At 53.7% G+C, this 21,125-nt stretch carries 19 protein-coding genes; 12 read left to right on the forward strand and 7 right to left on the reverse strand.

Translation table 11 applies throughout. The features are described from left to right. Positions 1-23 precede the first annotated feature (23 nt). From ACHZB8_RS16210 to modC, 5 genes are all read left to right on the forward strand, one after another. Complete coding sequence (locus ACHZB8_RS16210) at positions 24-1,289, forward strand: MFS transporter (RefSeq protein ID WP_316861833.1); 1,266 nt, start codon at positions 24-26, stop codon at positions 1,287-1,289. Positions 1,290-1,656: 367 nt separating this feature from the next. Next, on the forward strand, positions 1,657-2,472 hold the full coding sequence (locus ACHZB8_RS16215) for a TOBE domain-containing protein (protein ID WP_316861835.1): 816 nt from the start codon (positions 1,657-1,659) through the stop codon (positions 2,470-2,472). A gap of 57 nt (positions 2,473-2,529) precedes the next feature. Beyond that, positions 2,530-3,291: a molybdate ABC transporter substrate-binding protein gene (modA, locus tag ACHZB8_RS16220; RefSeq protein ID WP_316861836.1), complete on the forward strand. Its 762-nt coding sequence runs from the start codon at positions 2,530-2,532 to the stop codon at positions 3,289-3,291. 52 nt (positions 3,292-3,343) lie between these two features. Further along, a complete protein-coding gene (gene modB / locus ACHZB8_RS16225) occupies positions 3,344-4,009 on the forward strand; it encodes a molybdate ABC transporter permease subunit (RefSeq protein WP_316861838.1) in 666 nt (221 codons plus the stop codon). Further along, complete coding sequence (gene modC / locus ACHZB8_RS16230) at positions 4,006-5,133, forward strand: molybdenum ABC transporter ATP-binding protein (RefSeq protein WP_316861839.1); 1,128 nt, start codon at positions 4,006-4,008, stop codon at positions 5,131-5,133. The genes modB and modC overlap by 4 nt, the downstream gene beginning before the upstream one ends. A gap of 120 nt (positions 5,134-5,253) precedes the next feature. Here the strand turns inward: modC and ACHZB8_RS16235 are convergent, their stop codons facing one another. From ACHZB8_RS16235 to ACHZB8_RS16265, 7 genes are all read right to left on the reverse strand, one after another. Next, complete coding sequence (locus tag ACHZB8_RS16235; protein WP_316861840.1) at positions 5,254-6,993, reverse strand: peptidase M14; 1,740 nt, start codon at positions 6,991-6,993, stop codon at positions 5,254-5,256. Beyond that, complete coding sequence (locus ACHZB8_RS16240) at positions 6,990-7,841, reverse strand: ABC transporter permease (RefSeq protein ID WP_316861841.1); 852 nt, start codon at positions 7,839-7,841, stop codon at positions 6,990-6,992. The genes ACHZB8_RS16235 and ACHZB8_RS16240 overlap by 4 nt, the downstream gene beginning before the upstream one ends. Before the next feature lie 5 nt (positions 7,842-7,846). Beyond that, positions 7,847-8,770: an ABC transporter permease gene (locus ACHZB8_RS16245; protein ID WP_316861843.1), complete on the reverse strand. Its 924-nt coding sequence runs from the start codon at positions 8,768-8,770 to the stop codon at positions 7,847-7,849. A 102-nt stretch (positions 8,771-8,872) separates the two neighbouring features. Next, positions 8,873-10,402, reverse strand: coding sequence for an ABC transporter substrate-binding protein (locus ACHZB8_RS16250; RefSeq protein WP_316861845.1), 1,530 nt, complete (start codon positions 10,400-10,402; stop codon positions 8,873-8,875). Between the two features lie 36 nt (positions 10,403-10,438). Further along, a complete protein-coding gene (locus ACHZB8_RS16255; protein ID WP_316861847.1) occupies positions 10,439-12,274 on the reverse strand; it encodes a dipeptide ABC transporter ATP-binding protein in 1,836 nt (611 codons plus the stop codon). Positions 12,275-12,896: 622 nt separating this feature from the next. Then, complete coding sequence (locus ACHZB8_RS16260; protein WP_316861848.1) at positions 12,897-13,556, reverse strand: RraA family protein; 660 nt, start codon at positions 13,554-13,556, stop codon at positions 12,897-12,899. After that, positions 13,549-14,331: a FadR/GntR family transcriptional regulator gene (locus ACHZB8_RS16265; RefSeq protein ID WP_316861849.1), complete on the reverse strand. Its 783-nt coding sequence runs from the start codon at positions 14,329-14,331 to the stop codon at positions 13,549-13,551. The genes ACHZB8_RS16260 and ACHZB8_RS16265 overlap by 8 nt, the downstream gene beginning before the upstream one ends. Positions 14,332-14,693: 362 nt before the next feature. Here ACHZB8_RS16265 and ACHZB8_RS16270 point away from each other — a divergent pair, with 362 nt between their 5' ends. The 7 genes from ACHZB8_RS16270 to ACHZB8_RS16300 all read left to right on the forward strand — a co-directional run bounded on the left by ACHZB8_RS16270 (position 14,694) and on the right by ACHZB8_RS16300 (position 21,119). Next, positions 14,694-15,521, forward strand: a complete 828-nt coding sequence (locus ACHZB8_RS16270) for a transporter substrate-binding domain-containing protein (RefSeq protein ID WP_316861850.1) — start codon at positions 14,694-14,696, stop codon at positions 15,519-15,521. 68 nt (positions 15,522-15,589) lie between these two features. Beyond that, positions 15,590-16,306, forward strand: coding sequence for an amino acid ABC transporter permease (locus tag ACHZB8_RS16275; RefSeq protein ID WP_316861851.1), 717 nt, complete (start codon positions 15,590-15,592; stop codon positions 16,304-16,306). Beyond that, a complete protein-coding gene (locus ACHZB8_RS16280; RefSeq protein WP_316861852.1) occupies positions 16,303-16,962 on the forward strand; it encodes an amino acid ABC transporter permease in 660 nt (219 codons plus the stop codon). The genes ACHZB8_RS16275 and ACHZB8_RS16280 overlap by 4 nt, the downstream gene beginning before the upstream one ends. Beyond that, positions 16,940-17,674 carry an amino acid ABC transporter ATP-binding protein gene (locus ACHZB8_RS16285; protein WP_316861853.1) on the forward strand — a complete coding sequence of 245 codons (735 nt, stop codon included), beginning with the start codon at positions 16,940-16,942 and terminating at the stop codon, positions 17,672-17,674. The genes ACHZB8_RS16280 and ACHZB8_RS16285 overlap by 23 nt, the downstream gene beginning before the upstream one ends. An 89-nt stretch (positions 17,675-17,763) precedes the next feature. Next, positions 17,764-18,558 carry an aldolase/citrate lyase family protein gene (locus ACHZB8_RS16290; protein WP_316861854.1) on the forward strand — a complete coding sequence of 265 codons (795 nt, stop codon included), beginning with the start codon at positions 17,764-17,766 and terminating at the stop codon, positions 18,556-18,558. Between the two features lie 41 nt (positions 18,559-18,599). Next, the gene (locus ACHZB8_RS16295) at positions 18,600-19,418 is read left to right on the forward strand and encodes an SDR family oxidoreductase (RefSeq protein ID WP_316861856.1); all 819 of its coding nucleotides are present in this window, start codon (positions 18,600-18,602) and stop codon (positions 19,416-19,418) included. 108 nt (positions 19,419-19,526) lie between these two features. Further along, complete coding sequence (locus ACHZB8_RS16300) at positions 19,527-21,119, forward strand: fucose isomerase (RefSeq protein ID WP_316861858.1); 1,593 nt, start codon at positions 19,527-19,529, stop codon at positions 21,117-21,119. Positions 21,120-21,125 lie beyond the last annotated feature (6 nt).

The raw sequence follows: 21,125 nt of genomic DNA on the forward strand, positions 1-21,125 counted from the left end.
CAACCTAAAAGGTTTCTGAATTCGTGTCCCGTAGTCTGATATCTATTGCCGCGCTGTTGCTAGGCTCATTCTTTTTGTTTTTTGCAGGCGGTCTCACCGGCATGCTCTTGCCGGTTCGAGGCGGCATTGAAGGCTTTTCGAGCTTTGAACTTGGCTTGCTAGGCACCGGATGGGCGATAGGCTACATATCCGGTTGTCTCACAGTCCCTGCCATCGTTTCCCGTGCAGGACACATTCGCGGTTTCAGTGTCATGGCAGCGATCGCCTGCCTGTCGGTGATGCTCACATCTTTGCTGATGCTGCCTTACGCCTGGATCATCCTGCGCGCCATGGCTGGCTTTGCCTTTGCGGGCGCTGCCATGATCATGGAAAGCTGGCTTGTCGAGCGGTCCGAAACCGATACCCGTGGGATGATTTTTGGCACCTATACAATGGTGAACCTGTTTTCCTCGACCGCAGGCCAGATGGTGATTGCCATCGCACCGCCGCAAAGCGACAAGCTTTTCACCATCGCAACCATCTTTTACGTCATAGCTTTGCTGCCAACAGCACTTACCAAATCCAAGGCCCCGGCCCCTCTCGCCCGTGTCAGCCTGGACCTCAAGGGCCTTTGGAAAAATTCGCCAGTTGCTGTCGCTGCGGTTTTTCTGACGGGCGTTTCCAACGGCAGTTTCGGCACCTTGGCAGCCGTTTATGGCAACAGCATAGGTCTTGCCGTCTCCGGAGTTGCCCTGTTCGTCAGTAGCTCGATCCTCGCCGGAGCCATCTCGCAATTGCCTATGGGATATCTGTCCGATCATGTGGACAGACGCATTGTCGTTCTGCTCATCGCGGCATTGGCGATAGGTTCAGATGCCGTTTTCCTCATCTTTGCGCCAACCGATGCAACGTCGGCCACCATATATGCTGCCATCTTTGGTGCGGCCATCTATAGCTTCTACCCGGTACTCGTCGCCCATGCCAATGACCATGCAGATCCATCGCAGGGCATGCAGACAAGCGGTGGTTTGTTGCTGCTGTTCGGAGCTGGCACGATGGTTGGTCCCTTGCTCGGCGGCGTCCTGATGACCCTGAACGGACCGAACGGCCTGTTTCTTTCGACAACCATTGCCCATATCTGCATCTTTGTCTTCACGCTCTGGCGGATCACCCAGCGCACCGCCGTTGACAGCGAAGAAAAGAGCCAGTTTGTTCCCATCGCACCGATGCGAACACGCACACCACAGACCATTGTGTTGGGCGATGCGGATATTGCAGAGGAATTCGAAGAAGCAATGCAGGAAAATTAGGAGAGTGGCTCGGTCTGACCGAGCCCTCCTCTGCGTTTCTTTTTGACCATATGGCCTGTCTGAGACGATAGCCCGCCAACAATGGCGTTCGCTGCTCCGCCCTCTTTTCGGAGCCAAGGCTGCTCTCGCAATCGCACCACCTTTGCCCCCCATCTCCTTGGCCAGCCTGTTTCGATAGCCAGTTCATGCATCGCGTCGTCTTGCAAAAGGCACTGGTCACACCGATGCATGGAATTTTTTTCAGAACCATGCCGGTTTTCCGCCAGTTACAACCGTATTTCTACAAAATTGACAGATATCTTGAAATTTGATATTCGCCATATAAAGCGATATGAAGTTCAACTACATAACGAAGCAGAAGGCACGCATGGCCAATCAGCCACACTCCGTTCGTCCTGTCCTCTCCTTCCTCGACAAGGCAGGTCACCGAGCCAGCGAGGAGCGCTTTCGGTTGCTGTATGAAATCGGTCGACAGGGATCGATCTCGGCAGCCGCAAAAAGCCTCGGCATCAGCTACAAGGCCGCATGGGATGCCGTGAACGCACTCAACAATCTTTTCAGTACGCCATTGGTCAACGCCAAACCGGGAGGACGAAAAGGAGGCCGCGCTGTTCTGACGGAAGAAGGACGCCGGGCTCTTCAAGCCCACCGCCATCTGACCATCCGGCTGAATCAGTTTATCGCCGAGATAGAGCAGGAGTTGTCCGGTAATCCGGGCGCTGCCCCCCTCTCCAATCCGCTGCTATGGAGTTTTGCCATGCGAACGAGCGCAAGAAATGTCTTTCACGGCATCGTTGAGGAGATCACCCCCGGAGCCGTCAATTCCGAGGTTCTGCTGCGTGTCTCTGATCGCACGGTTCTGACAACGGTCATAACCAACACCAGCATCGAGTCCCTTGAGCTGCGAAAGGGCTCAGAAGCCTTTGCGCTTATAAAGGCGTCCACACCCATCCTGATGGCGGAAACAGAAGCGGTTAAACTCTCTGCCAGAAACCAGATCCACGGCAATGTCATTTCTGTGGCACCCGGTGCCGTCAATTGCGAGGTGCAGCTTGATATCGGAAACAGCAAGACATTGACAGTGGTGATTACCATGCAAAGCGCGCAATCCCTTGAGATCAAACCCGGAGACAGGATGTGCGCCATGTTCAAGGCGTCCCAGATCATTCTCGGTGTTGAGTAAGGCTCATGTGGGAGCAACACAACACCATCAATTGACACACGAGTCAGGAACTTTCTCATGATCCATTCATTCAAAGCATTGCTATCCACCTCATTCATTGCTCTTTCCCTTATGGCAGTCCAACCGACCTATGCGAGGGAAACGATGGTCGCCGTAGCCGCCAACTTCACGGCCGCGGCCAAGGAAATCGCAGACGCCTTTCACACGGAAACAGGTCATAGCGCAATTCTCAGCTTCGGCTCGACCGGCAAGCTCTACACACAGATTGCCAACGGCGCTCCCTTTTCCCTGTTTCTTGCCGCTGATCAGGCTCGCCCCATCAAGGCAGAGGCGGAAGGGCTCGCCGTTGCTGACACCCGTTTCACTTACGCTCGAGGCCAAATCGTGTTGTTGAGCATGGATCCCGATCTGGTCGACGCGAAGGGCGCAATCCTTCAAACACCGGACAAATTCGCAAAGCTGGCCATTGCCAATCCCAAAACAGCCCCTTACGGTGCAGCGGCAATGGAAACGCTTGCCAACCTGAAAGTTCCCGATGCGGTTCTGAAATCGCTGGTGCGCGGAGACAGCATTTCGCAAACACATCAGTTCGTGATCTCGGGCAATGCTCATCTTGGCTTTGTTGCCCTGTCGCAAGTTGTTGACAACAAAGAAGGATCACAATGGATTGTGCCAACGGACCTTTACACACCGATCAAACAGGATGCTATCCTGCTGAAAACAGGTGCGGATGACGAAGCCGCGAGGTCCTTCCTCGCTTTCCTCAAGAGTGACAAGGCAAAGGCAATCATTCGCAAGTTCGGCTATGGAGTTGACTAAAGCTCAGCCCCAAAAGGCAACGGCATAAAGGACTGCGAAAAGGGGACACAGAGTGCTGGAAGCCATCATTTTGACGCTGAAACTGGCGATCACGGTTACCATTTTGTTGTTGTTGATCGGGACGCCCGTCGCCTGGTGGCTGTCGAGATCGAAAAGCTGGTGGAAGGAGATGGTGGGAACACTTGTCTCCTTGCCTCTGGTTCTGCCTCCAACGGTATTGGGCTTCTATCTGCTGCTCGCTTTGGGACCGAACAGCATGCTGGGCCGATCCATTGCGGCCATTACTGGCCAAACTTTGCCCTTCACATTTCCCGGGCTTGTCGTTGCTTCCATCATCTATTCCTTTCCCTTCATGGTGCAGCCCGTTCGCAACGCCTTCGAGGCCATTGGTGAACGGCCGCTGGAGGTTGCCTCCACCCTGAGAGCCTCTCCGATCGACTGCTTTTTCACCGTTGTGCTGCCATTGGCAAGGCCGGGTCTGATCACCGGCACCATTCTCAGTTTTGCCCATACGGTCGGGGAATTTGGCGTCGTGCTGATGATCGGCGGCAATATACCGGGCGAAACGAAAGTGCTTTCCATTGCCATCTATGATTATGTCGAAACCCTGGAATGGGACAAGGCCCACATCCTGGCTGGCGGAATGCTGGTCTTCTCGTTTCTGGTCATCTTCAGCACCACACTCATCGAGAAGCGCTTGAGGACACGGATGCAATGAGCAAAGCGCAACCCGACAAGACCGATATGATCTCGGCCCATTTCAGGGGACAACAAGGCACTTTCGAACTGGATGCCGCCTTCGAACTTTCCGCCTCCGGCGTCACGGCTCTGTTTGGTCCTTCCGGCTGTGGCAAGACCAGCGTTTTGCGCTGTATCGCCGGTCTCAATCAGATGAAAGACGGTTTCTTCTCTCTCAAGGGCGAGGTCTGGCAGAACAGGTCCCATTTCATGCCGGCCTACAAGCGCCCAGTCGGCTATGTCTTTCAGGAAGCCAGCCTTTTTCCTCATATGTCGGTCGAACAAAATCTGACATACGGGCAGAAACGAGCCCTCTCATCTCCATCGTCTGACATGCCGGTGCTTGATCAGAAGGATGTGATCGAGTTGCTCGGCATCGCCCCCTTGCTGAAACGGTCGCCACTGAAGCTCTCGGGAGGCGAACGTCAACGTGTTGCAATTGGACGTGCACTTCTTTCTTGCCCGAGCATCTTGCTGATGGATGAACCCATGGCCGCGCTCGACCGCTTCAGTAAAAACGAAATCCTGCCTTATCTCGAACGTCTCCATGACGAGCTGAAAATTCCGATGCTCTATGTCAGCCACGACATAGCCGAAGTGGAACGCCTCGCAGATCAGATGGTTCTGATGGAGAATGGTAAGGTCAAGGCGGCCGGCCCGCTTCAGAAACTGCTCGCAGACCCCGGCCTTTCCCTTGCCAGCATGCCCGATGCCGCCTCCGTGCTCAATGGCACCCTCGCCTCCGTTGACGAGGATTTCGGAATCAGTACGATCATGGTATCCGGGCTCCCCTTTCAGATCCCCGGCATCATGTCACCGATTGGAACGAAAATGCGCCTGCGGGTCGAAGCCAGCAATATTTCCCTGTCCAGACATATGCCGCAAGGGTCATCCTCCATCCTGAATACCCCCAGCGTTCGCATCAAGACGATCCAGCCTTTCGGCCCCTATATGGCCAATATTTTTCTGGAGCTGGGAGAAGAAGACGGCGGTCAGGCCCTTCTCGCAAGAATCTCGAAGAAGAGTCTTTACAGCCTTGATCTTAGAAAAGGCGAAAAAGTGCAGGCGATGATCAAGTCCGTTTCCATGGTCACGGACGTCTAGACAGACAGGTGCGCAGGACCGCCCGACCGGCCATATATATCGCCCCATAGACCCTGGCTTACTATCAAAAAGCAGCATCCCGCGCGCTTTGACAAGGCAAGTCAGGGCTACCCCTTGAAGCTATTTGGGAAATTCCATGCTCTGCCAAGCGTCATAGGCCCCGAGAGCGGTGGTCATCTGCGCCGTGTGCCCCTGGATGAAATCATCACCATAGATGCTCTCATCCGGATATTCGGTGATGAATGTGATAGGCACCCGGTGGCGATCATCAACCGATATCATGACCGGAAAGCCATTGATGACTGGCCATTCGGGCTTGCCCGCATGAGCCGTGTAGAGCGCCAGTTCCTGCGCATTATAATCAACAAGAGCCTTGTTCCGGGCGAGTCTTTCGGTCACCTGCTCGATGAGAGAATGGGCCTGCTTTTTCCAGCTCTCGTGATGGCGGATAATGAGAAAGAAGCCTTTGGGCAGCGTCCACATCTCAAAGCCGCGCGGAACATAGCCCGTGAAAGGGCGCGTCCATTCATGCGCCGGGTATCCATGCAGATTGATGTGCAGCTTGGCGTCGGTCAGCCGTTCCGCTTCAAAACGAATAGCAGTCTCGAACGGGCTATCTACGGGTCGATATTCCAGGTCGCAGCCAAAGGCGGTATAACGCGCGGCATGATGCATATGGTGCGGATTGTCAGCGCGCAAGCGCCATCCGAGTTCGTAGCCATCAGGATTTTCAAGCGGCGAAATTGTGAAATGGGCATTGGGGCGTTTGGCAAGCTCAAGCCCGGCGCGCATGGCACCGGCGGCCCCCGTTACCTCATTGGCGTGCTGGCCACCGGATATGATGACGGGACGGTCTGATCCCTTGTGGTAACAGGCAGAAACGATACGACCCGCGCGAGACGTCGCGGCAAATGGCTCGCCGGCAATCGTCTGAAGCTCCTGCCGAATACGACAAGCGGTAAAGGGAGTGATCAACGCCTCGACCGGCGCGACATCTTCGGCTTCGGCCTCGGAACGCGTCAAAGGCCGGGTTTCAACCCTGACCCAAAGACAGCCGTCTTTACTGCCCTCGAGAATTTCAGGCACAATCTGGCCCGGCATCAAACCGCGGTCGCCCACTGGCCGGTCAGAGACCTTTTGAAAAATCTCAAGCAAGGAAAAATAGAAATCCTCATGCAGGGATTCCCTGAGACTGATGATCGCATCCACCGGCGACATGGGTAGCCACTCATCCTTGGCAGGATGCAGAACGGTGATATTCAATTCCTCGAAATAGGGCTCATCCTTGCCCCAATCGAAGTCCGACACAGAGGAAAGCGCCGCATAGAAGAGCTGCTCGATATCTGTGTCGAACTGTTCCTCCGAGCCGTCTTGCCAGCGGATCCAACCCGTTGGAGAAAGAGCATCTTCACCGATGCAATCCTTGTGAAAATGATTCGGCGCAAGCACCCTATGGCTTTGCTTGCGGCCATCTTTCCAGGTCAGGTCGACGATATAGAAAAGGTCTGTCCCTGTCTCCGCAGCGACAAAATGCACATCGGCAGGTTTAAGAATTTCAGCCAACGGATAGGCTTCAAGCAAAAAGCGATTGGCGGGCGCGGCATCGTGAACAGGATAGGTAATCGATGCGGTCGCAAGACCCGCGATATCCACGTCTTCAAGAAAGAAGGTTACGAGCGGTTTGAAACTGCTTCGCACACGCGCAATGACGCCCTTGTCTGCAAGGGCCTTTTCAAGCGCCTGACGGCTAACCCGGTCGTCAAACAGCCACAACTCGACCGATTTGTCCCCCTTGACAGCAATGCGATCACGCAAGACATCGACGCTGCGAGGGAAGGTCTGCTCAAGAAGAAGTGTCATAGTGAAGTCTTTCCAGTGGGATCAAGGCGGTCACGCATCCAGTCGCCGAGCAGGTTGAGCCCGAGCACGGTCAACATGATGGCAAGGCCGGGGAACACGCTGACCCACCAGGCAGTTTGCAAATATGACCGGCCTTCCGCCAACATGCCACCCCAGGAAGGAATGGTCGGATCCACCCCAAGTCCGAGGAAAGTGAGGCTGCTTTCGAGAAGGATATTGTTGGCAACATTGAGTGTCATCAAAACGATGACGGGACCTGTAAGATTGGGCAAAAGATGCTGGACGATAATCCGCCAGTCTTTCACGCCGATCGCGCGAGCCGCAAGAATGAACTCCCGATCCCTGAGCGCCAGCACCTGACCGCGCACAAGGCGGGCATATTGCACCCATTGGGAAACGATGAGCAATATGATGGTATTCATCAGACTACCACCGACAATGGCAATGAAGGTGATGGCCAGCAGGATGAAGGGCAACGCAAGCTGGATATCGACAAAGCGCATCATCAGCATGTCGGTAAGCCCACGATAGAAACCGGCAATCAGACCGATTGCCACCCCCAGAACCACTGCGCCAATGACCGAAGTGATCCCGACCAGCAGCGAAATGCGTCCACCTGCAACCACACGGGCCAGAACATCCCGCCCAAGCGGGTCTGAACCAAGCGGGTGGATCGATTTGAGAAAGGGCGGGGTCAAACGCGACATCAGGTCGATCTTGTCAAACCCGCCCGGAAAAAGCTGATGCGCAAACAGTGCCGACAACACGATCAACGTGACCAGAGTCGCGCCCACAATCAGTTCCATGCCCGGTTTGAACCTGCGTTTTTTCGCTTTGCTCTCTGCCATGGGCTCTACTCCGTGCGAATTCGCGGATCGACAAGACCATAGATAATGTCGACAAGCAGGTTGACGATAATGATCATGAGGGAAAGCACCATGATGGAGGCTTGCAGCACCGGATAATCTCGTGCACCCACGGCATCAAAGGCCAGCGTCCCCATGCCGGGCCAGTTGAACACCCTCTCAATAACGACGATGCCCCCCAGAAGCCCCCCGAATTGCAAACCCATATACGTGATCAGCGGAATGGCGCAGTTGCGCAAGGCATGTTTGTAAAGCACCTTGGTCTCGGAAAGGCCTTTGGCGCGTGCCACCATGATATATTGCGAATTGAGCGTTTCCAGCATCGTGGTACGCACAAGACGCACATTGACCGCCATCAGAATGACGCCCATCGTCACCGCCGGCATGATATAGGACAGCCCGCCCGACATGCCACTTGGCGGCAAGAAATTCCAGGTGATCGAAAACAGCAGAACCAGCATGATTGCCAGCCAGAAGTTGGGAAAAGACAACCCAATCAATGAGAAGACGCGGATGATCTGGTCGACGGTCTTGCCTTTGTGGATCGCGGCGGTAATCCCGAGCGGGATGGAAAAGGCGATCGATATGAGCATGGACCAGAAGGCCAGAACCAGCGTTGACGGCAAGGCGTTGCCAATCAGAATGGCCACAGACGTTCCACCCAGAAAGCTGCGCCCGAAATCGAGGGTTATCATGTCCTTGAGGAAGCCGAAATACTGCACGAAGAAAGGTTCGTTGACACCCAACGCCTCACGGATGCGAGCCAGATCGGCCTCGCTGATACTGCCAGCCCCTTGTGTAAGCATCAATGCCGGATCGCCTGTCATGCGAATGGCATAGGATACCAGCAATGTGACGATGAGCGTGGCGAAAATCGCTTGCAGCATGCGTTTGACAATAAACCCGGCCATTCAGCTGACCTCCGTCTGGTCTTCTCTGGAAACTTGAAATCTAAGGGAAGCATTTCAAAGCCGGGGAGCGACAAACGCCCCTCCCCGACCTGATTGGTTTGCTTATTTCTTGATGGAAACCGTGTTGAATTTGACTCGGTTGTCCGGAGCTGGTTCAAAGCCTTCAACCCGTTTGTTGACGCCATAGATGGCTTTAAGGCTGTAAAGCGGCATTTCCAGAACATCATTGGCGATGTAGCCAGCAATGTCTTTCAGCAACTCTTCGCGTTTTGCTACATCGGTCATCGGGCGCTGCTCTTCCAGCATTGCGTCCAGTTTGGTATCCGTTCCATATGGATTCCATTTCTGACCCGTGTGGTAGAGCAGATAAGCAGTGTTATCATAGTCCAGTGTCCAGCCGCCCCAGCTCTGCTGGAACATGGCACCGGTTTTGCCCTGAGGAACGATGTCATTGAGGAAGACACTGTTTTCATAAGGCTTGATTACAGCTTTAAGACCAACCGCTTGCAGATAGGCGCCAACAGCCTGAACCACTTCGTTGAAGGTTGGCTTACCTGCGCGGATATCAATCTGAACTTCGGAACCCGGAGCAACGCCGGCATCTTTGAGAAGTTTTTTGGCTTCTTCAGGATTGTAAGGAAGCGGTTTCAGATCTGGATCGAAGCCAAAGGACAATGAGCTCTGGAAGCTGGCGATCTGTTCGGCTTCACCTGCAAGCAAGGATTTGATGATGGTTTCGCGGTCAACTGCCATGACGATTGCCTTGCGGACATTGACGTCGGCAGTGATACCATCACGGTTATTGAAGCGCAGCCCATAAACGGCCGGGCCGGTTGTCGACATGACGTCCAGTTTGGCATCATCCTTGACCACAGACAGCATGCTGATTGGCAAATCTTCGACTATATCAAGGCGACCTGCCTGCAATTCGGCAACCGCAGTGGTTTTTTCAGAAATGAAGCGATATTCCAGATCGGAAATCTTCGGAGCGCCACCCCAGTAATCAGGGTTGGCGGTCAATTCCAGATCAACCTTCGGCTCGTAGGAAACGAAGCTGAACGGGCCGGTACCAACCGGATGGGTGTTGAAATAGTCTTCGCCTTTTTCTTCGATATATTTCGGCGGAACAATCATCGCACCATAGCCGGCAAGCTTGGTCAACAGAACCGGATCTGGCTGATTGAGATGGAAGTCAACCGTATAATCATCAATGATTTCAACACTTTTGATAGATGTATAGTTGGCGCGCTGCGGCCCTTTGGCCCCGATTTCACCCAACATGCGATCAAAGGTGAATTTCACCGCTTCTGCATTGAATGGCTCGCCATTGTGGAACTTGACGCCTTCACGCAGTTTGAACTGAATGCGCAAACCATCGTCCAGAACGTCCCAACTGGTAGCAAGACCAGGATGCAGTTTTGCACTGGTGTCGCGTTCCGTAAGACCATCATAAATGTTGGAGCCGACAGCACCCCATGCGACAAGGAAGGTATCAATCGGATCCCAGCTGCCCGGATCAAGAGCAACGGAAACAGAGAGCTTGCCTTCAGCCATGGACGGACTGACAACGGCCCCCATGCTGGCAACAGTGATAGCCATCACTGCGGCGGTGGTTTTCAGGATATTTTTCATGCTTTTCTCCCCTGTTCTGGAGTGATGAGGTATTTGTTATTGGTTGGCGACAATGTGACCGGGCTTGACTTCACTATGCGTCAGAAGCTCTGGTTCATTTCCAACTGCCCGAATGGGGCTTGGAATTTCGGCTTCATTGATAGCAAGCATGACCCGTTTGCCAGGATCCGCCACTGGCACAGATGCCAGTAGATTTCGGGTGTAGGCGTGCTGCGGGTCTTCAAAAATCTGTCTACGGCTGCCAGCTTCCACTATCTGTCCCAAATAGAGCACAGCCACGCGATGGCTCATCTGTTCGACAACCGCCATATCGTGACTGATGAAGAGATAGGACAGACCCCTTTCGGCCTGTAAGTCCATAAACAGACTGATTATCTGTGCCTGAACCGACACATCGAGTGCAGACAGTGCCTCATCGGCAATGATCAGTTCGGGGTCAGATGCAAGGGCACGGGCGATACAGATGCGTTGGCGCTGTCCGCCGGAAAATTCATGCGGGAAACGATTGGCATGCTCGGCCAACAGCCCCACCCGCTCGAGCAACTCGCTGACGCGCGTCTTGATCGCAGCGTCATCATGCAGGATATCATGGGTACGAATCGGCTCGGCAATGGAAAAGCCAATGGTTTTGCGCGGATCAAGCGAGGCGTAAGGGTCTTGGAAAATATATTGAATTTTCTTTCTGAGCGCTCGTCTTTCCGAACCGCTCATGCTGGCAAGACTTTCACCCTTGAATGTAATGGTGCCAGACTGGCTTTCCTGTAGCTGCTGAATTGTACGGCCAATGGTGGATTTGCCTGAACCACTTTCACCAACCAGCGCCAGCGTTTCTCCCGGATAGATATCAAGGCTGATCTTCTCGACCGCATGAACCCTGTGTGTCGGGCGCCCGATCCAGGACTTCTTGACATTGAAACGCACAACCAGATCCCTGACACCGATCAGCGGATCGCTGCCATACTTGGCGGTATTCTGTATGCGCTCCTCCCCTTCGGTGCGCTGACCGCTCTCATCATAGATGGAGATCGGGAGACGCTTTGGGAAATCCTCGCCGTTCATGGCTCCAAGACGCGGCACAGCGGACAAAAGGGTCTGGGTATAGAGATGTTGCGGGGCCTTGAAAATATCCGTGACGGGCTGCTGCTCCATCTTGTGGCCCTTGCGCATGACGACAACATCGTCAGCCATCTCTGCCACCACTGCCATATCGTGGGTGATAAAGATGATGCCCATATCAAGGCTTTCCTTCAAATCGCGAAGGATCGCCAGAATCTGGGCCTGAATGGTAACGTCCAGTGCAGTTGTCGGCTCGTCGGCAATCAGCAGCTTGGGACGGCACGCCAGCGCCATCGCGATCATGACACGCTGACGCATGCCGCCTGACAGTTGGTGTGGATATCGGTTGATGATGCTTTCGGCATCTCCCAGCCGCACCATCTTGAGCAGCTTGACACCTTCCTTGAGGGCATCATTGCGCGACATGCCTTCATGCAATTGCAGCACTTCGGCAATCTGATCCCCCACGGTAAAAACAGGATTTAGCGAGGTCATGGGCTCCTGAAAGATCATGGCAATTTCCTTGCCACGAATGGAGCGCATGTCCTTTTGGGAAAGCGTCAGAAGATCCTGCTGGCCCGCTTTTCCGGAAAAAAGGATCCGGCCCGACTGATACCGTGCACCGGACATGTCTGCCAGCCGCAGGATGGACAAAGCCGTAACGGACTTGCCCGAACCGCTTTCCCCAACAATTGCCAAGGTCTGACCAGAGCGAACCGAAAAACTGAGATTTTCAATGACACTCTCTTGCCCGAAGGCAACGGTCAGATTTTCAACCTCGATTAGATTGGAAGAATGGGGATCACTTTCATTCACTGGTTAAACTTTCAAACGATCAAGGCAGACTCCTGCAACCAAGGGCAAATAGGTCTCTCCCGAAATAAAGAATCGACTTGGAAAACACTTGGAATTCTGCTTGCGGAGCAAATGATGCGGGTGTCTCTGAGAGCATCAGAAATTTGTATTAGTCATGTCGACAATAAATATGATAAAAGAATAAAAGTCAACTAGTTGCAGCAAGAGATGAAGGTAAAATATTCCCTACATTTCTAGGTCAAATTGACAATGGTCACAGAAATTTGGCCAAATACTGCTGTTTTCAAGAAACAGACTCCGCCCTTAGTGACAACACGTACCGCCTCGGCCACTTATATTACAGATCACCAAGGCAACCTGACAACACAACCGGCTCACACATGAATGCCGCGCTCTTCCTCTCCTTCAAAGGTCGATGAAAAGAAGCATGAATTGGACGATCCCAAGGCTTGGATGCAACGCTCGCACGCCCCTTGCCCGGCACCACGAACGCGCCATGAACGCACCGTGAAAAGGAACTATCTGCCATCCCAAGGCAGCAAAAAGCCGGGCCCATGGGTCCGGCTTGATGGTGTTTGCGGTTTTTCTTTGCGGGAAACTATGAAAATATCGCGTGTAAAAACTAGACAGGCCAGATCTGTTGCAGCTTTTCTCCTGCAAGAATGCGCTCGCGAGCCGTCGCTTCCTGCTTGCCAAGAGCATCAGCCTGATCAGCAACGGCCTTTACATGTTCCTTGGGGATAACCACGAGACCGTCGATATCACCAAAAATGACATCTCCGGGTTTGACGGTTGCCTTGCCGATCTGAAGCGGAACCTGGCTCTTGACCGGTTCCTTCTTGCCAGTGATACCAATCGGACTCGGAGCCGTGCCAAAAAGCGGATAGCCAAGCTCACGAACCTGAGCCAGGTCACGCACGGTGCCATTGACCACTGTGGCAACAGCTCCGGAAGTTTTTGCACCGGTACTCATCAATTCGCCCGAGCAGGATCCCGGAGCACAAGACGCATCACACACCATGACTGCCCCTTTGGGAGCACGATCGATGGCATTGTGATACACATCCTGAGGCACACCCCTGCGTTCTGAGGGAGCGAACAGAACCGTGACAGCAGGTCCACAGACCACCTCTCCGGGTTTCAGCGCCCCAAGCAAAGAGATCCCTTCAAGGCATCCCCACAACCCCAGTGCTTCCATGCTGTCATGAATATCGCCCGAGTACCATTTCTTCAGACGTTCGACGGCCTCCCAATCGGTGTCGGAATAATCGAATTCAGCCATTTTCATCCTCTTTCTTGGCCTGTTTCAAATTGGATTGTTCGATGGCCTGACGCAGATAATCGGCGCTGTTGTCAATCTGGGCACGGATGCGTTCCATTGCCCCTGTCTTGTTGCGCTGACAGATCAGGTCATAGATCTCTTCATGCTCCTCATAGGCATCCCTCAAGGACTTGATGGGAACACGACTGGTTACATGGATCACATCGTTGATCAGACCGGAAAAGTTATCATAGATATGCATCAGGATCTGATTGTTCGTGGCATGAACAAGCGCCAGATGAAAGGCAGCATCCGCATCAACAAAACCGGCAAAATCCTTCTCGTCACGCGCCATCTTCATAGACTCGAGCGCTTCATCAACCTTCGGCATCTCCGGCAGCTCGCCATCAGTCAGTATTTCCAGCACTTCGGATTCGATCATGCGGCGCACTGTCATCAATTGCAGCAAATAGTCGGGATCGGAATAGAACTGCTGCCGTACGGTCACGGCCAATGCATCCAGATAACTGTTTACATCTTCACGCACCACTTCCGTGCGCTCTCCGTGGCGCCGTTGCACCAGTCCCTTGACTTCCAATTCCTGGATTGCTTCCCTCACCGCCCGGGTCGAGACCCCAAATTCACGGGCAATCGCGCTTTCCGACTCAAGCCTGTCCCCGACTTTGAGCTCGCCATTCAGAATCCGACTCTCCAACACAGCAGAAACAGCCGTGTGCAAACGGCCCCTGCGCAAAGGCATTTCAGGTATGGTGGTTGTTTCAAGTTCTTTGGACATTTAACTACCATTAGCCAATCAGTTTGCTCACCATATTACTTATGACATGAGACATAAGTCAAGAGGAATTCGCATTTTGCTCTTTTGAAATGCATTCTTTCATCCCTCTACCCGAGATTACTTTTTGACAGCCAAATATCAGACTTTCGTTTAATCACCATCTTGTGAGCCGCAGAATTCTGCCAAAAATCACGATTTTCCCCACATCCGACCAGTAATTAGAACATATGACACATGTTGACTCTTTCAATGACATATGTCATAAGACTTGAGTTTTAGAAATTTGCCGAGCCATGAAGATTTCATCTCAAGCACGTGGAGGGTGCTTCTTCATCAGACTCGGCAAAGAAACGGAGGAACTCATGTTTAAATTTTCGTCATTCGGCAAAGTCGGAGCGTTGGCAGGGGCAGCCCTGATTGCAGGCACAGCCTTGATGATGTCTGCATCAGCCAATGCACAGACAATTGCTGATATCGAAGCAAAACAGAAAGTCACGATTGGGGTGCTGACAGGCATCCCCCCATATGACGTCACTGACTCATCGGGCAAAACCGATGGCTTCCTTGTCGACATTGCACGCGACATCGCAGCTGACATCGGCGTTGATCTCGAAGTCGTTCCCGTCAACAACGCGTCTCGTGCCGCATCGCTTGAATCCGGCCGCGTTGATCTTCTCGTTGCTCACATGACGGCAACCCCGGAACGCGCCAAGATCTTTCGCATGACCAACCCCTATGGTGCATATGAAATGCGCTTCATTGCTCCGGTTGGCATGGAACTGAAAAAACTCGATGATCTGGCAGGCAAACGCGTTTCTGTACCAAAAGGCTCCACCCAGGACGCAGCTGTCAGCGGCTATGGCATCGACGGACTGGAAGTTGTCCGCTTTGATGACGACGCCCTTGCAATGCAGGCTCTTATTTCCGGTCAGGTTGACGCGACCGCGGCAGTTGCAGCGGTTGCTAATGACGTGATCGCAAAACGCGGTCTGGCCGAGAAATTCGAAGTGAAATCGGAAGTTCCAATCTTCACCTTGTATTGGTCAATGGCTGTTCGCAAAGATGCTCAGGAACTGCATCAGTGGCTGAACAACTTCATCTACTATGAAGAAATCACGGGCCGTTTGGACGAGCTGCATAACAAATGGATTGGGTCTCCCATTCCTGGCGGCAAGCTCCCCACCTTCTGATCTTGAAGAACAGAAGCCTCTAGCCGGAGAAAGTTGCTTTCTCCGGCTTCATCAAGAGGACGGACAAAATGGCATATGAAATGAACTTTGCGCCCGTTTTAGCTCGGGCGCCAGAGCTGATCGACGGCGCGATAGCGACCATCGAGCTCTCGGCCAAATCGATCTGCATCGGGTTGATCATAGGATTGGGCGTTGCGTTGATACGCTTCAACAGAGTGCCGATCCTGAAGAATATCGCTGCCTTCTATGTTGAGACCTTTCGAAACACTCCCCTACTGGTCCAGCTCTTTCTGTTATTCTTCGGCCTACCCTTTCTAGGCGTCAGACTTACGGCGACAGAGTCGGCAATCGTTGCAGTTTCCCTCAACCTGGGAGCCTATTCGGCAGAGATTTTCAGGGCAGGCCTTGACGCCATCCCGAAAACCCAGATCGAAGCTGGCCTGGCCCTTGGCCTCTCGCGCCTTCAGACGATGCGATATGTGGTGATCCTGCCGGCACTCAAAGTGATCTATCCCTCCCTCACCGGACAGTTGACCCTTACGCTTCTGGGAACCTCGATCACCTCGGCGATCTCGGCGACAGAATTGACGCTGGCAGGTGCAAAAATCGAGAGCCAGACCTTTCGAAGTCTGGAGACCTATATCGTGCTGGCTGTCATGTATATCGCAATCACATTCACGTTCAGGGCCGTTTACACCCTGGTCGGCAAATGGCTGTTCAGACGGAAAGTTCCCAAGGCTTCCATCGTTGCAGCAACCATCATGGATGAGGAGACCAGTCAATGATTCAAGACTTTGGATGGGGAAGCCTGCAATTCCTGTTTCTCGGTCTGCTCTGGACGGCCGGACTGGCTTTCATCACTTTCATCGCGGGTGGCATTCTGGGCATGCTCTTTGCTCTTGGCCGCACTCTTGGCCCGGCCTGCATCAGAATTCCGATCAAGATCTATATCGAGCTTATTCAAGCCACTCCCCTCTTGATCGTGGTCTTCCTGGCCTACTACGGTCTCAGCTTTTTGGGACTTTATCTCCCGCCACTGGCGGCAGCAGCAATATCGATGACGGTCTATGCCACGGCCTTTCTGGCCGACATATGGCGCGGATGTATCGAGGCTGTGCCTAAGGGGCAATGGGAAGCGGCCGACTCTCTGGGCCTTAGCGGATCGGAAAGACTGCGTTATGTCATCCTGCCTCAGGCGCTGCGTATTGCGGTTGGACCGACCGTCGGTTTCATGGTGCAGATCGTCAAGAACACCTCTGTCACCGCCCTCATCGGCTTTGTGGAGCTGACCCGTGCTGGCACCCTACTTAACAATATGACTTTCCAGCCATTTCACGTCTTCATGTCCGTCGCCGCGATGTATTTCATCGTGTGCTACCCGTTGTCCTGGTGGAGTGAGAAACTGAAGGAGAGGCGTCATGCCAACAGTGCTGCGAATTGACAATCTGACCAAAGCCTACGGGGCGCTGACCGTTCTGAATGGCGTCAATATCGAGATTGAAACCGGCGATGTCGTTGCCGTGATCGGACGATCCGGATCGGGCAAGAGTACGATGCTTCGCTGCATCAACGGGCTTGAAAAATTCCAGGGTGGCACCATCGAAGTTGCGGGCCACAAACTGGGAAGCGGCAAGTCCAATCTCAGGGCCCTGCGCACGGATGTGGGAATGGTGTTCCAAAGCTACAACCTCTTCCCTCACCTCACAGTGGCGGAAAACATCACCCTTGCTCCCAAAGTGGTGCGCAAGCTGCCGAAATCGGAGCATCCGGAACTGGTCAAGAGCGTTCTGGCCAGAGTTGGACTGTCCGACAAGGCTGAATCCTATCCCGACGAACTGTCTGGTGGACAACAACAACGCGTAGCAATTGCCCGGTCTCTGGCGATGCAGCCCAAAGTCATGCTCTTTGACGAGGTTACCTCGGCCCTTGATCCCGAGCTGACCGGTGAGGTTCTCAAGACCATCACCGAATTGGCAGAGACTGGTATGACGATGGTTCTGGTCACCCACGAAATGGGCTTTGCACGCGGTGTCGCCAACAAGACGGTCTTCATGAATGAAGGTCTCGTCTGGGAAGCGGGCCCGTCCGCGGAAATGTTCGACAATCCCAAAACCGAAGAGCTGCGTTGTTTCATTCAACCCAACTTGAAATAGGGCCCGATCAGACGCCGGACCTTTGCAAATGTGTCTGTTAACAAAATTACAAGCGCCATCATACGCTTGATGTTACAGGAGAATATCCAATGCCTTGTCCTAAAAACACAAGTCTTGCCATCAAAATGGCTGCCAATGAACCTGTTTTTGGTTCCACTTTCTACACCGGCTCTACTGCTCCCATCGAAGCTGCGGGCAACTGGGGTCTGGATTTCGCTTTCATCGATGCCGAACACACTCCGACAAATATAGATGCCCACATGGAAAAGCTCGTCATGGCAGCGCTTCTAAACGGGATCGCACCGCTGGTTCGCGTTCGCGGCACAAATGAATGGGACATCCGCAAAGCGCTTGAATTCGGCGCAACAGGCATCATCGTCCCGCAGGTTGGTACAGCCGATCAGGCACGGGAAATCGTCAGGGCTGCGAAATTCCCGCCGATCGGTCGTCGCGGTGGTGACGCAAGTTGCCGCTCTGCCGGATTTGCCGGACCCGACTTCAAATGGTCAACCTACATGGAAACCGAGAACCGGGATCGCCTGGTCATTCCGATGGCCGAAAGCTATGAATTCTTCGACAATATCGACGAAATTCTGGACGTCGAAGGGTTGGACGTCATCAACTTCGGCCCCGCCGACTACTCGATCTCGCGCCGGATTTCCATCGACTATTCCATGTCCGATCCGGAAGTTGAGGACAAGCTTGCCGAACTGATCGAGAAGTCCCATGCACGCGGTATCAAGGTCATGGCACCTTGCGTTCCAACCACACCGGAAAATGTTGCCAACCTCAAAGCCAAGGGCGTCGACATGATCATCATGGGCAATGACGTTCTGTTCCTCAACGAAGGTCTGCGTAAAGCGCGTCAGGCGATCGATGCCTGATCGATCCGCCCAATCAGAAGAAAATATCGAAGGAAATGAAAATGTATGATCCGTTTTCCGTTAAGGACCATGTCGCAATTGTGACCGGCGGTCTGGGTCAGATCGGCACCCAGATTTCGACCACTCTCGCCCAGGCAGGCGCAAAGGTTGCCATCTATTCACGCCGCCCTTTCTCGGACGCACAGATTGCGGAAAAGTTCCCGGGCCTCGAAAAGAATATCAAGGTCTATGAAGCCAGCGTCACAGACAAGGACGCCCTGATCAAGGCAACCGACCAACTGATCAAGGACTGGGGTGTTCCCGATATCCTGGTCAACAATGCAGGCATCGACTCCAAACCCGATGGCGATGCAGACCAGAATGCCCCCTTCGAGGTTTACCCGAAGAAATACTGGGACGATATCATTGACACGAACCTCACCGGCGTCATGCTGACCAGTCAGGTGGTCGGCTCCAAGATGGCCGCTGCCGGTAAAGGCTCGATCATCAATATCGGTTCGATGTATGGCATGGTTTCCCCGAATCAGGCGCTCTATGCCTATCGCGAGGAGCGTGATGGCAAACCCTTCATCAAGGCCATTTCCTACGCGGCCTCAAAATCGGGCCTTATCAACCTGACCCGTTATCTGGCGACCTACTGGGCCAAAAAGGGCGTGCGCGTCAACCTTGTCACCTATGGCGGCGTCAAAACCGGATCATTCGACAAGGAATTCATCGATGCCTTCCTTGAACGCGTCCCGATGGGTCGTCAAGCCAACATCGAGGAGTTCAGCCCGATCATTCACTTCCTTGGATCTGAAGCCTCTTCCTACATGACCGGGGCAAACCTGGTCCTGGATGGTGGTTTCACCAGCTGGTAAGCATTCGGTGCTGCCGAAAGAAACAAGAGTTCTTCCCAAGTCCAAAAGAATGGCTATCGACGGGGCATTCCCGCCGGTAGCCCTAGCTTGTGAGAGGAGATTGCAGATATGACGCGCATTGCACTTGTTGTAAGCGGCGATTTGCGCGAAAGCGCTAATACCACTTGTTGGCCTGCCCAGAAGGCCATGGAGGACAAGCTGACCCAAGTTCTGGCCGCAATGGGCCATGAGCTGTGGCGAGCACATCCGATCAAACCCGAAGGGCACGGCTTCATTGCCTCCCAGCGCGAAGGCATGGACATTTTCGCAGGAATTGACCCCGACATGCCATTGATCGTGGCTGAATCCGTGTGGCAATATAGCCACCATGTATTGCCAGGCCTTCTGACGCACAAAGGTCCAATTCTGACCGTGGCCAACTGGTCGGGACAGTTCCCGGGCCTGGTCGGCATGCTAAACCTGAATGGCTCGCTCACCAAGGCCGGGATCCCCTACTCGACCCTCTGGAGCCGCGACTTTGACGATGACTTTTTCCTTGATGGTCTCAAATCATGGCTTGAAACCGGCAAAGTCGAACATGACCAGTCCCATGTAAAACCCTTCGATGTCGCAACTGTCGCAGCCGAAGACAAGGCGCTTGCGAGCAGGATTGCTTCCGATTGGCATCAGAAAAAGCTGATCATGGGCGTGTTCGATGAGGGCTGTATGGGTATGTACAACGCTATCATCCCCGATGAGCTTCTCATGAAAATGGGCCTGTTCAAGGAACGCTTGTCCCAGTCCGCCCTTTATTTTGCAGCCACACAAGTCCCCCTTGAAGAAGGCAAAGCCGCTTATCAGTGGCTGCTTGGCAAAGGCATGACCTTCCATTTCGGCTCTGACCCGAAAACCGAGCTGACCGAAGATCAGGTTGTCGATCAATGCCGCATGTATATCGCAGCGGTGCGCCTGGCCGATCAATTCGGCTGCGCGGCGATTGGTATCCAGTATCAGCAGGGGCTCAAGGATCTCTGGCCAGCCTCAGACCTTGTTGAAGGCCTGCTCAACAACGCCGAACGCCCACCCGTCACTCGTGCGGATGGCTCCATCATTCGTGACGGCGAACCCATCGTTCATTTCAATGAAGTGGATGAATGCGCCGCGCTAGATGCCCTGATGATCAATCGGGTTCATGCCGAGTTAGACCAACCAATCGAAACAACCCTGCATGACATTCGCTGGGGTGACATAGACGCATCGGGCACCGTCGATGATTTCGTCTGGGTCTTCGAAATTTCAGGCGCAGTCCCGGCCGCACACAACAAGGGCGGCTGGGCCGGATCGGAAAGCTATCGGCAACCGGCAATGTTCTTCCCCGCAGGGGGTGGCACGCTCAAGGGCTATGCCAAGGCAGGCGACATCGTCTGGAGCCGCGTTTTTGTCGAAGGTGGATCGCTGCATATGGATATCGGACGTGGCAAGGCCCATGAGCTGCCCGCCAGTGAATGCGAACGCCGCAGCAAGGCAACCGACTATCCTTGGCCGATCATGAATGCCACCCTTTGCGGTGTTGACCGCGATCACATGATGGGACGCCACAAGGCCAACCATATTCAGGTCGCTTACGTGGATGACGAAGCCTCAGCCCGCCGTGTCATTGCGCTGCGCTCAGCACTCGCCAACGAGCTTGGTATCACGGTCTGCCACTGCGGAGACATCTGAGCAGGA

This window comes from uncultured Cohaesibacter sp., from assembly GCF_963556055.3.
GTDB lineage: Bacteria > Pseudomonadota > Alphaproteobacteria > Rhizobiales > Cohaesibacteraceae > Cohaesibacter.

Bases quoted from the DNA above. Each gene is read 5' to 3' on its own strand.
- ACHZB8_RS16300 (WP_316861858.1), top strand. From the start codon at position 19,527: ATGACGCGCATTGCACTTGTTGTAAGCGGCGATTTGCGCGAAAGCGCT.
- ACHZB8_RS16240 (WP_316861841.1), bottom strand. From the start codon at position 7,841: ATGGCAGAGAGCAAAGCGAAAAAACGCAGGTTCAAACCGGGCATGGAA.
- ACHZB8_RS16215 (WP_316861835.1), top strand. From the start codon at position 1,657: ATGGCCAATCAGCCACACTCCGTTCGTCCTGTCCTCTCCTTCCTCGAC.
- ACHZB8_RS16260 (WP_316861848.1), bottom strand. From the start codon at position 13,556: ATGGCTGAATTCGATTATTCCGACACCGATTGGGAGGCCGTCGAACGT.
- ACHZB8_RS16265 (WP_316861849.1), bottom strand. From the start codon at position 14,331: ATGTCCAAAGAACTTGAAACAACCACCATACCTGAAATGCCTTTGCGC.
- ACHZB8_RS16245 (WP_316861843.1), bottom strand. From the start codon at position 8,770: ATGGCCGGGTTTATTGTCAAACGCATGCTGCAAGCGATTTTCGCCACG.
- ACHZB8_RS16285 (WP_316861853.1), top strand. From the start codon at position 16,940: ATGCCAACAGTGCTGCGAATTGACAATCTGACCAAAGCCTACGGGGCG.
- modA (WP_316861836.1), top strand. From the start codon at position 2,530: ATGATCCATTCATTCAAAGCATTGCTATCCACCTCATTCATTGCTCTT.
- ACHZB8_RS16280 (WP_316861852.1), top strand. From the start codon at position 16,303: ATGATTCAAGACTTTGGATGGGGAAGCCTGCAATTCCTGTTTCTCGGT.
- ACHZB8_RS16295 (WP_316861856.1), top strand. From the start codon at position 18,600: ATGTATGATCCGTTTTCCGTTAAGGACCATGTCGCAATTGTGACCGGC.
- ACHZB8_RS16235 (WP_316861840.1), bottom strand. From the start codon at position 6,993: ATGACACTTCTTCTTGAGCAGACCTTCCCTCGCAGCGTCGATGTCTTG.
- ACHZB8_RS16250 (WP_316861845.1), bottom strand. From the start codon at position 10,402: ATGAAAAATATCCTGAAAACCACCGCCGCAGTGATGGCTATCACTGTT.
- modC (WP_316861839.1), top strand. From the start codon at position 4,006: ATGAGCAAAGCGCAACCCGACAAGACCGATATGATCTCGGCCCATTTC.
- ACHZB8_RS16275 (WP_316861851.1), top strand. From the start codon at position 15,590: ATGGCATATGAAATGAACTTTGCGCCCGTTTTAGCTCGGGCGCCAGAG.
- ACHZB8_RS16290 (WP_316861854.1), top strand. From the start codon at position 17,764: ATGCCTTGTCCTAAAAACACAAGTCTTGCCATCAAAATGGCTGCCAAT.
- ACHZB8_RS16270 (WP_316861850.1), top strand. From the start codon at position 14,694: ATGTTTAAATTTTCGTCATTCGGCAAAGTCGGAGCGTTGGCAGGGGCA.